The 15,689-nt window shown below is 36.4% G+C and carries 10 protein-coding genes; 6 read left to right on the forward strand and 4 right to left on the reverse strand.

Annotated elements, in window-relative coordinates; genetic code table 11:
• Positions 1-316: 316 nt before the first annotated feature.
• Positions 317-1,777, forward strand: a complete 1,461-nt coding sequence (locus tag O4O04_RS18440; protein WP_272533328.1) for an HD domain-containing phosphohydrolase — start codon at positions 317-319, stop codon at positions 1,775-1,777.
• A 272-nt stretch (positions 1,778-2,049) separates the two neighbouring features.
• On the opposite strand, the gene folK is transcribed toward O4O04_RS18440, so the two are convergent.
• Entirely contained in the window at positions 2,050-2,448 is a 399-nt protein-coding gene (gene folK / locus O4O04_RS18445) for a 2-amino-4-hydroxy-6-hydroxymethyldihydropteridine diphosphokinase (RefSeq protein ID WP_272533329.1), read from the reverse strand.
• Positions 2,449-2,475: 27 nt separating this feature from the next.
• Positions 2,476-3,339 (reverse strand): ATP-binding protein, encoded by an 864-nt coding sequence (locus tag O4O04_RS18450; RefSeq protein ID WP_272533330.1) that lies wholly within the window; start codon positions 3,337-3,339, stop codon positions 2,476-2,478.
• A 243-nt stretch (positions 3,340-3,582) separates the two neighbouring features.
• On the opposite strand from O4O04_RS18450, the gene fcpA reads away from it, so the two are divergent.
• Both fcpA and O4O04_RS18460 read left to right on the forward strand, forming a co-directional pair.
• Positions 3,583-4,491: a flagellar coiling protein FcpA gene (fcpA, locus tag O4O04_RS18455; protein ID WP_272533332.1), complete on the forward strand. Its 909-nt coding sequence runs from the start codon at positions 3,583-3,585 to the stop codon at positions 4,489-4,491.
• Between the two features lie 381 nt (positions 4,492-4,872).
• On the forward strand, positions 4,873-6,666 hold the full coding sequence (locus O4O04_RS18460; protein WP_272533334.1) for a sensor histidine kinase: 1,794 nt from the start codon (positions 4,873-4,875) through the stop codon (positions 6,664-6,666).
• Between the two features lie 108 nt (positions 6,667-6,774).
• Here the strand turns inward: O4O04_RS18460 and O4O04_RS18465 are convergent, their stop codons facing one another.
• Entirely contained in the window at positions 6,775-9,330 is a 2,556-nt protein-coding gene (locus tag O4O04_RS18465; protein ID WP_272533335.1) for an ABC transporter permease, read from the reverse strand.
• 6 nt (positions 9,331-9,336) lie between these two features.
• Complete coding sequence (locus tag O4O04_RS18470; RefSeq protein WP_272533337.1) at positions 9,337-10,134, reverse strand: ABC transporter ATP-binding protein; 798 nt, start codon at positions 10,132-10,134, stop codon at positions 9,337-9,339.
• Between the two features lie 340 nt (positions 10,135-10,474).
• On the opposite strand from O4O04_RS18470, the gene O4O04_RS18475 reads away from it, so the two are divergent.
• The 3 genes from O4O04_RS18475 to O4O04_RS18485 all read left to right on the forward strand — a co-directional run bounded on the left by O4O04_RS18475 (position 10,475) and on the right by O4O04_RS18485 (position 15,505).
• Entirely contained in the window at positions 10,475-10,639 is a 165-nt protein-coding gene (locus O4O04_RS18475; protein WP_272533338.1) for a hypothetical protein, read from the forward strand.
• 96 nt (positions 10,640-10,735) lie between these two features.
• On the forward strand, positions 10,736-13,366 hold the full coding sequence (leuS, locus tag O4O04_RS18480; RefSeq protein ID WP_272533340.1) for a leucine--tRNA ligase: 2,631 nt from the start codon (positions 10,736-10,738) through the stop codon (positions 13,364-13,366).
• Between the two features lie 618 nt (positions 13,367-13,984).
• A complete protein-coding gene (locus tag O4O04_RS18485; RefSeq protein ID WP_272533342.1) occupies positions 13,985-15,505 on the forward strand; it encodes an HDOD domain-containing protein in 1,521 nt (506 codons plus the stop codon).
• Positions 15,506-15,689: the final 184 nt, after the last annotated feature.

Raw genomic sequence — 15,689 nt, forward strand, 5'->3', positions numbered from 1 at the left:
AATTCTTATATTTAAAAAATAAATTGTCTTTCAAAATTCCCAAAATCGGAGGGTTAAATTCTAGAGTTCTTAAAATTTAATGGTTCAATTATCTTATTTTTCTGAAAAATGACAAAACTATCCATTTTGATAGCCCTAAAAATCATTTTTTTATCCCATTAAATTAACAAGCTATACTTTTAGAACTTAATACGTGTTAAAAATGTCATTTTTTTGAAGCATTCTGAATTAATGTATTTTTAATGAATTTTAAAGATCTATAATATGTTTTTTCATTTACAGGAAATAAATTATATAGACATTGGGAGAAACATCCATGTTAACTTCGAAAATTGTATCCAAAGATCGACTGATGAAATTCGAGTTCACTCAGGAAATAATTGACGGCTTCCGCAAAGCTGCTGTCATTCCAGTGGATTTTTACAACAAAGAAGGTCAGGTATTAATTCACAAACAAGATAATGCCAATTCGGATGATTTTGGACGTTTACTTAAATTTGCCTTTCAAGGCATTTTCTTTTTAAAAGACGATCTAAAAAGACTTATGTCGTTTGGAGAAGAATCTGTTGATAAAACTCAGATTAGATCCAAATTAATTGATCAGCAGAAAACGATCGCGTTTGCGAAAAGAACTAACGCGCTTATCGATGATTTGAGAAAATCTTCACTTTCATCAAATCACGCTGTCTTCATTCACAATTCAATTAATGAGCTATTAACAGATTTCATAAAGAATCCAGAATACGAAACAGGAATTATAAATGTAGTTGAGATAATGGGTAAGGCTGGAGTTTCTCTGGAATCTGAAATGATGACAAAACGTACCATTGTTGCAATGGGTATGAAAGTCAGAAATAGAAAAGTAATTCAAAATGCGGATCAGAATCAAGACAAAAAAGATCACCTCAATCTTATGATGGCGAGTTATCTTCTTGATATTGGTTACACACGGATGAACTTAAAAGAAAATCCAAAACTGAGTGCGGAAGATTATGCAACTATTCAACAACATCCAATCATAAGCTACTTGATGTCGCTTACTGCACCAGAAGTCTCAACTTATGTTCGAACTATGATTTTGAATCATCATAGGCCATATCGCGGTATCGGAGTTAATAATAACTATCCAGACCAAAGAGTTATATTCAATCGACTAATGGCTATTAGAGACAAATATTCTAAAGAAACGAATAAAGAAAGGATAGTTACGGATATTCAAAATCAAATTGGGTTGATTGCAAATGATGTTACTTCAACGAATATGGAGGAAGATGTTGCGATTCTTTCTCTTGCAAGTGAATTTTCTTCGCTAACTTCGGAGCAATCTTGGAGGCAAGCACTCGCACCCGAGAAAGCACTGAAATTAATTTTGAATGAATCTTTCTTTTCTTATAGCAATAGGAACATTCGGCATTTAATTGATTATGTTGGTTCGAGTCTAACGAATAATATTTCCATAATTAATGCAAATGATTTTGTCATTACTGCTTCGATGGATTCTGAACGAAGTGTTCACTTTGATATTTGTAAAGTGGTCTCCGTTGCGAGATACCAAACTCGTCCATTGCTTCAAAGAATTGGAACGATCAAACCTATTATTAAAAAAGATAATAAATACAAAATTGTGGATTTTGATAGAACACAGATCAAAGTAGATCGTAGAAAAGCAAATTTTGATCTTGAGAAAACTGTAGACTCAACTAGAATTATATATCTCGTTGATAAAGAGATCAATCCTCCGCTTTACGATTGCGTTTATAAGCTTCAAGCTTCTTGAATTTTATGTTTTCTTAACCAGATTGGCTAGATAACAGAATTACCATATCGCTAAAAATCTTGCATTGTTTTTACTGTTGGAGTATTTTGTGTTTCTTGATTTATAGGAGATCGTGAAATGCCATGGGCTTAAGCCCCTGGCTTGTTATTCCTTCTTGTTCATATCCCTCACCTTAAACGCAGACTTACGTATCATCCGTTCGTTCGTTCCTTCGATCGAAACCGAAATATTATGCCTCAACTCAGATCACTAATAGATGATATGAGTTATAGTTAATAAATACTTTCTAGTAATTCCCCGATAAAAGGCCTCGATTCAATAGAATGATGTGGCAGGATTAATCTGTCATTAACCATTCTTTCAATTCCTTCGTATAACAAGATGTCAATGTCTATTTCTCTTGGACCTTTATCAAATCTTTTGACACGACCTATTTTTTGTTCAATGGATTGAGTGAAGTCGAGTAGATCTAAAGGAGCCAATTCAGTTTCAATTTCCAAAACCTGATTGAGAAAATCAGGCTGATCTAGAAAATCCATGGCAGGTGTATTGATTATCTGCGAAGAATGAACCAATTTGGTTATTGGAGGATTGTGTAAATAATTTCTAGCTAATTCTAAATATTCTTCTCGATTGCCAAGATTGGTTCCTAATGAGAGGAATGATTTCAATCTTTCTCTCCTAAATCAAATTGGTGACTAAGAGTGAACACCTTTGAGCCTATAATCAGGACATTTCAATTGAATTTCTTTTGTCATCTCACAGAGTCTGCTGTATATTCTTCCGTCACCTTTCTCTTTCCAATCCATCAAAGGATGATTGGATGTCAGTAAGGTCAATTTATCATTCTCATATCTTGTATCGATAAGATCGTATAACTTCAAATTGTTGAAATCTGAATCTTTCTGAACACCGAAATCATCAATGATAAGAACATCAACATTGGCAAATTCTTTTTCGATATACCCTTCTTGACCATGGGTATCACTGTCTTTTTGGTATGTATTGCGAATTGCATTGAGAAAATCTTTATTTACTTTTGCATATTTACATTTCACACCGAAACGAAAAATCAATTCATTTAGAATAACGCATGCAAGTAATGTTTTGCCACTTCCCGTTCCACCCCATAGATAGAAACCTTTTGGTATAAAATTGGGATCTTTCCATTTATGCACGAGCTCACTTGCCCAGTCATGCGCAATAAGAAATGAAAGCTCAGGATCATTCAGCTTATCACCCAAATCAACACTTTGCAAAAATTGAAATCTATATCGCGGAGGAATGCCCGCTTTTGCGACCAACGATTCTAATTTTAAAAGCTCAAATCTTGCGCCTTGACATAAGCAAGGAATTTGCATATCTTGTTCTTCGTCATATACTAAGTAAGGCGGTTGTCCAGCAGAGGGACAAGTGTTACAATCAGAAGCTACGCAATGACATATTCCTAAAGCACCAGATCTTGATCCTCGAATATTTTCATCCAAAACAATTCCAGCCCCACCGCAATATGGGCAATCTGGAATACCATGCTTGAAAGGAAATACTTCGGAGAGATTCATTATTAAAGGAAACACTGATGGATTATATGCCTTTGTCAACAAAACCATTGAACTAGGTTGCTTTTTATTTAATTATGTCCCATGAAACTGTTATTTTCGGAAATTTCTTAAGAAGAATAGCAAAAAAATATCTGTCTTATGGTTATTATTGACAGACGGTTTTCCGATGTATTAAATGAAGAACAGGGAACGGATTCCCTCTCTTTAAAAGACTATCGAAAGAGAACGAAAGGGTCAAAGGATATGAAGATCATGAAACAACTCCTCATCCTCATGCTAGCACTGTCATTGAATGTAGCTATCTACGCTCAAGCAGCTCCAGCACCACAACCAGGCCAAGGCCAGGACGAACCACAAGCTGACGAACTTCTGAAAGGGGAACTTGTTCCCGAAGATGAAGACGCCGATCTGACTGAAGAGCAGAAAGAAAGAAGGAACATCATCCAAGAGCAGGAAGCTATTTGGAAGAACCCTGATTTCAAAGCTTACCATAAGACATTTCAAGAGCTTCACCAATTGTCCAAAGCTTTCGCGAACAATAAATTTCGTCTCGCTCTATCTAACTACCAATCTGGTGTTAACGTTCTATTGAAGAACAGAGAGTGGGTGGAACAATATCGCAAAGAAGAAGCAGAAAAGAAGCGTCTAGATGAGAAATGGTATTGGCAAAAAGTCGATCGTAAAGCTCGTGAAGAAAGAGTACTCTCTAGAGAGAAGAACTCATCAAAGCAAATGGCTTTGAATTACTTCACAAGATCGATCAACCACTTGGACGAAATCAATAACCCAGATCTTAGAGAAAGACCTGAATTCAAGAGACTTCTCTCTGATGTATATAGAAACTGGATCATGGTTGAGTATGACCTACAAAACCTTCCACAGACTATCCCAATCTTAGAGCTTTATATTGAGATCGATGATAACGAAAAAGAGTATCCTGCTCATAAATATCTTGCGAGTGCTTATGCATTTGAAGAAAATATGATCAAGAAATATGGCGGTGGATCAGAAGATCAAATGTTGAAATACCGCTATAAGAAAAACGTTCATCTTCTCAGAGCTACTGAGTTGAAATACGGAAAAGATTCTCCCGAATACAAGCATATCGTAAATCTTGTAAACAGGGACGAAGTAATTTCGGTGACTCCTTAATTACCAATCGCGTCTCTTTTTTAGTCTGAGTGAGGCCTGGATTTAAGTCCGGGCCTTTTCTCTTACTAGAAAATTTTGATTCAAAGAATGCATAGAAAACCGTTCAAATTACACAAGCCCATCTAATCCTGCTGAATTTATCTACCTTATTACTTATCATTCCTTCCAGAATATTTTAGTTATTTTTTATACGTTAGAGATATATGCCAGGAATCGCATAGATTTCATTTTTAATAACAATCTATCAAGTCATACTTACTTTCCAAATTGGAGTTCAAGTGCAAAAGATCCACTGATACGATCGACTTTGAAATAATTGAAAATCTTTTTTTTTAACTTCCACAATTTCTCAATTACTGATAAATGTTGAAAAACAGGATCATGAACTTTCTTTTCAATTTTATCAATAATTTAATTACTAAATATGGAATACCTAGCAGCGTTCGCGAAGTCAATGATCCAGGATTGTACTATCGAATTACAATTACCAATCAATTGTCTCTGTTTTCACTCGTTTCCTGTTTGAGTTTTAGTGGAATCTATTGGTTTTATGGTGCTGAAAATTTAGCTATCACAGTCGGAATTTTATCTTTATTTTTTCCATTTGTCATTCTATTCAATTCAAAAGGTTGGTTTCTTCTTTCACGAACCAGTTTATTCTTAGCTAACCTTTTTGTAATGCTGATTATGTCCAATTTACTTGGGAAAGAATCAGGAATTTACTTTATTTATTTCCCGATTTGTGTAGGTATATTTGTAATTTTTGCAAGTTCCGAAAGACTTACGATTGCAATTCTATTCACAATACTCGTTGCGGAAATAATATTTCTTGAATGGGTTGAATATTCTTATTTTGGAGACTCACAACTTCCAGATGAACTCAAAGATTACATGTTCAGTATTATGCTGACTTTCTCCTTACTCGCTCTCGTTGTTATGATAGTTAACATTAATTATCACAATGACCGAAGTAACAAAAAGCTTACTTTGTTTAGAACTAAGATCAAAACAGATGATAGATCAGAATTTATTTTTTTGAATAAGATATTTGATTCTATCCTTGAGCCAATATTTATTAAAGACGAGAATCTGACATATATATTAGTTAATAACGCTTTTGTGAATCTTGTAAATAAGACGAAAGAGGACTTCATTGGTAAAACTGATTTAGAAGCGGTTCCAAGTGAATATGCAGAATTGTATAGAAAAAGAGACATACAGATGTTAAATTTCGGAATCGATCTTACTCACGAAGAGAGATACGTTGATGAAAACGGAATTGAAAAAAATATTATTACCAAAAAGAAACTTTATTTAGATGAAAATAACAATCGGTACATAGTTGGAATCATTGAGGATATTACTGAGAGGAAAAGGAATGAACAGCTTCTCCGCGAATATACTAAAGAAATTGAAAATAAAAATATCAAATTGCAACTAGCGCTTTCCGGTATCGAGTCATCGAATCTAGCCCGAAAAAATTTCTTTTCTAACTTTACTCAAGATTTCAGAACACCTCTCAACGCTATTCTGAACAGTAATAAAATATTAATGGATAATTCTGAATTACCCAAAAACACAGCTCCCTTCTTAGAAGCGATTCAAAATAACTCCAATTTATTACTCGAAATGATCAATTCCATTTTATCCTTATCGAATCTTGAATCGGGTAGCAACCAAAAGCATTTAACAACCTTCACAATCAATCAAGTGGTTGAGGATCTCTACAATCACTTCATACCGATGGCAAAGAAAAAATCCATTGAGTTCAAAATTGAATCTACTTTTCCAATGCATTTTCTATTGGAAGGAGATGTCACAAAGTTGTGTCAGGCATTGAAAATACTAATAGATATGGGAATAAAATCAACTAACAAGGGTAAAGTTGAACTATCGATTCGAAGAAACACTGATATAGGAAATCTGGAATCATCCGATATTGGTCGATTCCATTTTACTATCACTGACACAGGACATGGCCTGGACATCCAAAGCAAAAATTTTACATATAGATCCTACAATCATCCAGACAATAACCAAACTTTGATATCACTGGATTTAGCCCTTTGCAGAGAATTTATCAAGCAATTGGGTGGAAATTTAGAAATCAAATCCACCGAAGGAAAAGGTACTCGGTTTTGGTTTACAATACCAATTCATGAAAAGAAGAATTGAAGATCTACCAATAATAAATACAAATTTATTTTAATCCGTTCTAGTTTTCTGGATTTCTTTCAATTCATTTTTCGACAATTTCAGAATAGAAATCTATTAAAATCCCGATCAACTAGTTGACTTCATCAATTGCTTCACTGGAATGCTGAATAGTCTTCTTGAAGTCAGATAGTAAGCAAGAATTACACCAACAAATACAAAGATACCGACCAGACCAATTTCCAAAACCGGATAAACGGATTCCAATTCCAGGACAAATCGATTCAATACAAAATCAGCAATCAATGACAATGCAAGACTTGAAAAAAAGGCAAAGAAGGATAGCAGCAGTGCTTCTTGGAAAATCAACTTTCGAACAAAAATTTTCTCCGCACCAACGACTCGATATAGAACTAACTCTCTTAGCCGTTCTCTTGCAGAAGAATACAAAACAGATACTAGTAATAAGACCGAGGCAAAAATCAAAAGCGATGACATTATATTGATAATTCCTGATACTTTAACAATGATTCCTTCAAAACTTTTTACTGCCTTTTCTGTATCGATAAAAGTTATGTTTGGATAATCTTTCACAATAACCTTTTGCAGTGCGAATCGATCTTCTGGAGATTCTATAAAGAATGATGAGAGGTAATACCGAGGTGCAGCCTCTAGATCTCCTCCAGAAAACAAAACTACAAAGTTTGGTTTCATATCTGACCAATTTACTGATCTTAAATTTGTGATCTTACCTTTAACTGGGAATCCTTGCACCGAGAACTCTAGCTCATCTCCGATACCTGCACCTAGATACTTCGAGAAATCTTTTTCGACAGAGATTTCATTTTTGGAATTGGAATTCCAGAATTCACCAGAAGTTACAGATTCCGTTTCATAGAGGTCATCACGATAGGACAACATATACTCTCTGGTTCGAGCAGTTGCCCTCCAATCTCTTTTGCGAGCGTCTTTTTCTATAGAAGATTTATCAATTTTCTCACCATTGATTTTGGATAATCTTGCACCAATTACTGGAACTAAACGATATTCTTTAGGTTGAAATTTCTGCACAGTCTCATCAAAAGCTAATTTCTGTTCAGATCGAATGTCTAGAACGAAAACATTCGGTCTTTTGATAATTTGCCTTCCGCCACCTAACTGCAATAAGCTCTCTCGCAGAATCAATGACAATAACAGAACAAAAATAGCAGCTCCAAGTCCAATGATGGATAATGAAACCAACCCGTATTGGCGGATGAATTTTTTAAAAACAAGAGAGCTTACACGTGCTACGGGAACTTTTTTAACAAAGACAGAGATCATGTATCGAACAATTAGATACACCAACCAGATAAGAAGAGGTAAGACAAAAAATATTGAACAGAGCACCAAACCCTTCAATATATTTCCAGTGTCCAACCATGCTATCAGGAAAAATATTACAAAAATTACAGCAAGCATAACATATTCATACTTTCCAAATCCCTGTGATGCCGGTGTATCATCTAGAGAGATTCCTTCGGGATTCTTTAAAGCATTGATCGGACTTACATTGCCTGCCTTAATCAGAGAATGGACTGAGACAAAAATCGGAACCAATAAACCAAGACCGATTGATTCTAGTAGAGCGATATTTGTGAGGCCAGTTCCTAAATTTGGAATATCATTGCTTGAAAGAATATTGGGTAAACTAGATTGAATCCAATATCCAAGTGCAAGTCCTGCAATTGAACCAATCAGAGAAAGAGCTACTGTCTCGCCGACAACTAACATTCGTACATACCTTGATTCGAGTCCAAGGCATTTTAGAATAGAAATCTGTTTCTGCGAATCCAAAACTCTTGTTCTTGTAGATATAAATATTGCTATGGCACCAAGAAAGAAGGAAGATAGACCTAATAGACTTAAGAAATCAAGAGTATTGGTAATGAATAACTGAGATCCAGAATTGACTTCCGTATTATGCAATATGGTTAGATCTGCTTCATTGTATTCGTCGAAGTATTTGTCTTTGAATACCGAACTATCAGTGTTAGCTGGAAGCTTGATATACTCCATATATCGAATCCGACTTCCCCGTTCCTCAAGACCTGATCCAATTAAGGAAGCTCGTCGAACGATTGAAGTTGGAGCCATTCCAGTGAATCCACCAACGCTTCCAGGTTCTTTAGTTAGAATGGCATGAAGGCGAAAGAATTTGTCTCCCAATCGAATCTTATCTCCAATTGATAGTCCAAGGTTTTTTGCTAAATTATCTTCCAATATGATTCCAGCTGAATCTAAAGTTTTATAACTATCGGGAGGTGAAGTCTCAATTCCTCCATAAAAAGGATAAGACTCTTCCATAGCACGAATCAAAGACAGTGATACTTCTTCATTTGCTGGATTTTGAAGCATGGAAAGAAATTGAACGACTTCTGCTTTCTTAGAGCCTGGTGGAAGTGTTCGATCCATTAGTTTGAATTGAAAATCACGAAATTTCTCTGGAGTCTGAAGCACTATATCAGAACCCATCATATTTCTTGCTTCCGAACTAATAAGCTGAGTCAGGGATGATTTATATGATTGAATACCTGCAACTGCCCCAACTCCAATTGCCACCGACAAAATAACTTGTAATGAATAGGTCTTTCGACTAAACAACTCACGTTTGATAAAAGTTTTAAAAAAAGCGGCCTGATTCATAGTTTCTTATTTTTTCCGCTTCGTTTTCGTAGCTGACTTTTTTGCTTTCGGATTGCTGGATTTTCTGGATGGAATTGTTTTAGAGGAAGAAGCTGACTTATTCGATTTCGATGGTTTCTTTATAGAAGAAGTTGTCCTTTCGGTCAATTCACCGTCTTTCATCTCAAACACACGGTCAGCTAGTGCCGCAACAGCATGATCATGTGTTACAACAATCAAAGTTGAACCCTTCTTACGATTCAAGTCCTGCAATAGTTGCATTACAATGTTACCATTCTTAGTATCAAGATTGGCTGTTGGCTCATCAGCGAACAGAATCTTAGGATCATTCACAAATGATCGAGCGATCGCTATACGTTGCTCTTCTCCTCCGGATAGTTGCAAAGGAAAATGGGAAGCTCTATGATCCATAGAAACCGACTGTAACAATTCTAATGCTTTATTGAAAATTTCTTTCTCAGGAAGATTGGACGAAACCATCAAAGGTACTGCCACATTCTCAAGCGCTGTAAGGTTTGGAAGTAGTTGAAAATTTTGAAATACAAATCCGATCTTACTGGATCGCAATTTCGCGAGATCATCTTCGTTCATTGAAGATATATTCGTACTATCTAATATTATAAATCCATCATCTGGTCGATCCAAGCCAGCTGCCATACCCAATAATGTTGATTTGCCAGACCCGGATGGGCCAACGATTGCGACAAATTCGCCTGATCTTACAGTAAAATGGACGTTTTTTACAACATGAATTTCTTCTGTACTGTTCTTAAAGGATTTATTGACTGATTGGAATTCTAACATTCTGCACTTTAGACAGAAAACGCTAAGGCATCCAACAAAAAAATCAATCGTATATATAAACTAAGTGTTAAACTGTTTGGAATTGGGCAGTGGTTGTTAAGTATAGCAGCTTTCGTTTGCAACAAAGTTGGCACGTTGATTTTTCAGTAACTTGGTTTTTTTTGAAAAAAAATCTTACAAAAAAAGAATTCGTATGATGCTTTTTTTTTGACCCATAAGCGAAGAAAAATTATACAGTATCTTTCATCCTCTTAATAATTCAGATAAGAAACGTTGAGTTTTCTGGATTACGAACGATGGATGTCAATAAAGTATAAATAAATATTAGGGTGTATACTAGATGGTGGAAAACGACTCAGAAGTCGGAACTCAGAATCAAGCTACAGGCAAAGTTTGCGCATGTGGTAAGATTGTGAAAGAAGTGTATCAAAATGATTTATGCAGGGAATGTTTGACTGAGAGATTCAAATCACTGGTAAAAGTGATTGATTCAGTCAGAAAATAAATTCATACCAATAGAATGTAGCTTATAAATGCTATTTAAGTTTTTAACCAAGCGAAAAGACGAAGGACAATAGAAACAATTTTTCAATATTAGGTGATGGAATACGATTTTAACAATATAGAACAGAAGTGGCAGAAAATTTGGGAGGATGAGAATACATTCCGAACGAATAGCAAATCAAGTAAGCAGAAGTTCTATTGTTTAGATATGTTTCCTTATCCAAGCGGAGCGGGTCTTCATGTCGGTCATCCAGAAGGATACACAGCTACCGATATCCTATCCCGCTACAAGAGAATGGAAGGCTTTGAAGTTATGCATCCAATGGGCTGGGATGCATTTGGTTTGCCTGCAGAACGCTATGCGATGCAAACAGGTATCCATCCAAGTATAACGACCAAGAACAACGTCGACAACTTCCGAAGGCAGATTAAGGCTCTAGGACTCTCTTATGATTGGCAGAGAGAAATATCGACAACGGATCCTGATTATTTCAAATTCACTCAATGGATTTTTCTGGAAATCTACAATTCTTATTTCGATCGTTCGGTCGGCAGAGCTAAGCCAATCCAAGATCTCATCCAAAATCTAGAATCTAAAGGTTCTAAAGATTATGACGGACACGAAATACCAGAAGGTTTCGAGTTCTCGGAATCAGAATGGAAAAGTAAAACTCCTGCTGAAAAAGACCAGATTCTAAGTTACTTTCGATTGGTCTATCTAGCGAATATCCCAGTAAATTGGTGCGAAGCGCTAGGAACGGTTCTCGCCAATGAGGAAGTCGACGAGTGGGTACAAAAGGGCTATACTGTCGAAAGAAAGCCAATGCGTCAGTATATGATGCGGATTACAAGCTATGCAGAAAGACTTTTGCAAGATCTTAGCCTATGTGAATGGCCGGTTTCCACGCTTGAAATGCAGAAGAACTGGATTGGCAAAAGTACAGGTCTTGAAATGGATTTTCCATTAGAAAAGGCACAATCTCCCAATCACAACTCCGTGCGAATTTTCACAACTAGACCAGATACCATTTTCGGTGTAAGTTATATGGTTCTTGCGCCAGAACATGAACTCGTGGATCTGATCACTACTTCAGATTATCGCGAGTCTGTTAACGAATACAAGAAATCCACAGCTCTCAAAAGTGATTTAGATCGCACAGAACTGAATAAAGATAAATCGGGTGTATTTACTGGGGCTTACTGCCTCAATCCAGTGGATCCAACTAAGAAAATTCCGATCTATATATCTGATTATGTTTTAGCGACTTACGGAACAGGTGCGATTATGGCAGTTCCTGCGCACGATCAGAGAGATTTTGATTTTGCCAAAAAATACAACCTCCCTATACTTCCAGTAATTCAGAATCCAAAGGATACTACCACCAACTTAGAATTAGCTGAGGCTTTCGATTCCAAGGAATCCATTTGTATCAACTCTTCTTCGAGTGCAATTACCTTAGATGGACTAGGATATCAAGCTGCTTTTGACAAGATGATAGAATGGACTGCCTCACGATCCATCGGCAAAGCAAAAGTTCAATTCAAACTTCGCGATTGGTTGTTTGCTAGACAGAGATATTGGGGCGAGCCAATTCCACTGGTTCATTATCCAGATGGAACAACGCGTGCGATCCCAACCTCAGAGCTCCCGCTTGTTCTACCTGATTTAGCTGAGTTCAAACCATCCGGAACAGGTGAATCACCTCTAGCCCTCGCTAAGGACTGGTTAGAATACAAAGATCCTATATCCGGAATGGTTGGCAAGCGTGAGACCAATACTATGCCTCAATGGGCAGGATCTTGCTGGTATTATTTAAGATATATCGATCCAACCAACAAAGAACGGTTATGTGATCCAGACCTCGAAAAGGCTTGGATGCCGGTCAATATGTACGTCGGTGGATCAGAACATGCAGTATTGCATCTACTCTATTCAAGATTTTGGCATAAAATTCTTTTCGACTTAGGTCATGTCTCAACTCCTGAACCATTTCAAAAGTTGGTTCATCAAGGATTGATTCTAGGTGAAGACAAAAGAAAGATGTCCAAATCACTGGGAAATGTTGTGAATCCAGATCAAGTAGTTGCAGAGTTCGGAGCTGATTCACTGCGGCTATTTGAAATGTTCATGGGCCCATTTGAGATGGTCAAACCTTGGTCGACCAAGGGCGTTGAAGGAGTCTCACGTTTTCTACATCGAGTCTGGAGACTCTATCATCAAGGAACCAACGATCAGTTCAAAGTTGATGATAGCGAACCAACAAAAGAAGAATGGAAAGTTTTGCACAAAACCGTACAAAAAGTCCGCCAAGACATAGAGAATTTTTCATTTAACACTGCGATTTCGCAAATGATGATTTTTGTTAACGAAATCACGCCTACAGATCGTAGACCTAAGAAAATACTTGAACCTTTTGTACTCTTGCTAAGCCCTTTTGCTCCACATATTGCTGAGGAGCTTTGGTCGAAACTGGGTCACAACAAGACACTAGCTTATGAGGCTTTTCCTAAGGCGGATCCGCAATATTTAGTAGATGATGAGATCATTCTTCCCATTCAAGTCAACGGCAAGTTGCGTGGCGAAGCAAAAGTTCCTAAGGATATAAATCAAGAACAGGCTGAACTGATTGGCAAGTCTCACGAGAAAGTTATACCTTTTCTCGAAGGTAAAACCATTCGAAAAGTAGTATTTGTTCCTGGTAAAATTCTCAATTTTGTTGTGGGTTAATTTAATTTAGCCCGGGGCTTAAGCCCCTCCCTCAGCCAATCACTCTCACTCTCTCCAGCCATCACCTTATCCCTCCCTTGCATTACTTCAAAAAGGATTTCCCTACATTCGAAACTCTAGAAATATCTCTTGGGTTAAGAAGAGCTCATTCGCAGAAATTGATTACCCAATACTTCAATCTGTTGATTCTTATTCTATAAGAATTCCAAAATTGTATTTCGTCCTGAGTTCATTTCGAACCGAAATCGAACAAGTTAAGAAATAAATTTACGATCTCATCTGCTGACTGCTGAAAACCTATAGAGTAAAATACTGAACTGAGAATTGTTAATACGAAAAGTAGAGTTGTATTCTAATTATTTATGAAACAATAAAATCAAACAATGCTGAAGCTGGATTAATTTTTCATATATAATATATACGCTATACATATTATATTTTTCAATCGCAATTTTTATACCAACTAAGATAGGAATTAACTAACAAAATGCCCGTTTTATCGCTATTTAATCATAAAAACTGGCAAATTTTCAATGTTAGCATTTAATTTGGCACCAAAACTTTGCATATTTCCTAGATTGGTTGACCAATTACTGAGTCCAACAAATATGAATCTATATGAGCGCTTCAACGCCGAATCAATTGATTTTCAATAAGGATTTGGGGGTTACCACTACCCTCAAGACGATAACCGATCCTATTCTGGAGAATAATCCAATTCATTTTCGATTCTCACATTTTACTGAAGCTGCCCAGAACACAACTATCCAAATTCTAGATCGATACTTAGTAACCTTAGATTTATTATTCCTAAGAGAGTCGCTGATCGCTGCCCTTAGAGAAAGTGTTACCAATGCAGTCAAAGCAAATGCTAAGCGACTCTACTTCCAAAAAAAGAATTCTGATATCATGGATTCAAGCTCTTATAAGTCTCATATGCAAACGTTCAAAACAGATTTCCTGAAAGAAAAGGAAGCATTCGAACAGGAATTAGCTGGTTCAAAATTTTTAATAATCGTCTCTTTTGTTCACAATAAAGATCTTTTCCGAATTCGAGTAATGAACAATATCCAAATCACTTCGGAAGAAGTGAATCGCATCAAAGAGAAAATCCAGAAAGCTAGCCAATACCAAGATTTAGGTGAAGCTTTTATGGATGCAGGTGATGATACCGAAGGTGCTGGACTTGGGCTCATTATGACTATGATGATGCTAAAGAATGATGGCTTGGGAGTGAACTCTTTCAAATACGAAAGTGTCCAAGACAAAACTTCTGTGATCATTGATGTGCCAACTAGTACGGGTATTAATAATCCGCAGATCCAGAAAGCCGACAGCATTCTCTCCGAGATAGATCATCTCCCAACTTTTCCCAAAACAATTCAAGACATCCAAGCTTCTATCGAAAAACCTAATTCAAGTATTTCTGATATTGCAACTATGATAAAAAAGGATGTCTCCCTGTCTGCAAGCGTTCTCAAGCTTTCAAACTCCGCTGCATTTCGTCGAGGTGATAGAGTAGAATCCTTAGATCGTGCAATCCAATTGATCGGACTCAAAGAATTGCAAACAATCCTTTATTCATTAGGCACCAAACAAATATTAGAGGATAAATTTCCCGCTTTTGCAACGATCTGGGAAAAATCTAATGAATGCGCTTTCTATTGCAAAAAATTAGCACAAAAAATGGGTCTTCCCAAAGACATCTCAAGCAACTTAATATCAGCTGCATTACTTCATGACATTGGAGAAATCATACTTTTGTCAATTGAAGGCGATAAGATGACCGAATTGCAAAAGTATTCAAATTCGAAAGAAATATCATCTACCTTGTCTATGGAGGAATCCATTTTTGGGATCACGCATACTAAGTTAGGTGCAATGATCGCAGAAAAATGGTTTTTTCCAGAAATCTTCTCTAAAGCAATGGAGTATCATCATAAACCTCTCTTGGTTGCTGAGCAATATAAGGATTTAATCTATCCGATCTACATTTCTGATATGATGATTAAGATCAATTTCCTTGAGGCGAAAGCAACTGAGATTCCTTACGCGGTTCTTACAAGATGCAAATTCAATTCCATAGCTGAATTTCAATCCTTTCGCACGAAAAGCTTAGAAGAATTCAGAAATTTGTAATGATTCCTTTTTGAATTGCAACTAATTGATTTTGATTCGTTGGTAGAGTTGTTTTCATAGCTTTTCCCCTTGTTAGAAAAACTCTACCATAAACTGCTGAACAAATTTGGATCAAATTTGCTATTTTTCTTTTTTTCGATGTAATGAATCGCGTTCTTGCCAATTGAATATTTGGAAGAACGCA

Origin of the sequence: Leptospira sp. GIMC2001 (genome assembly GCF_028462125.1) — a bacterium.
Classification (GTDB): domain Bacteria; phylum Spirochaetota; class Leptospiria; order Leptospirales; family Leptospiraceae.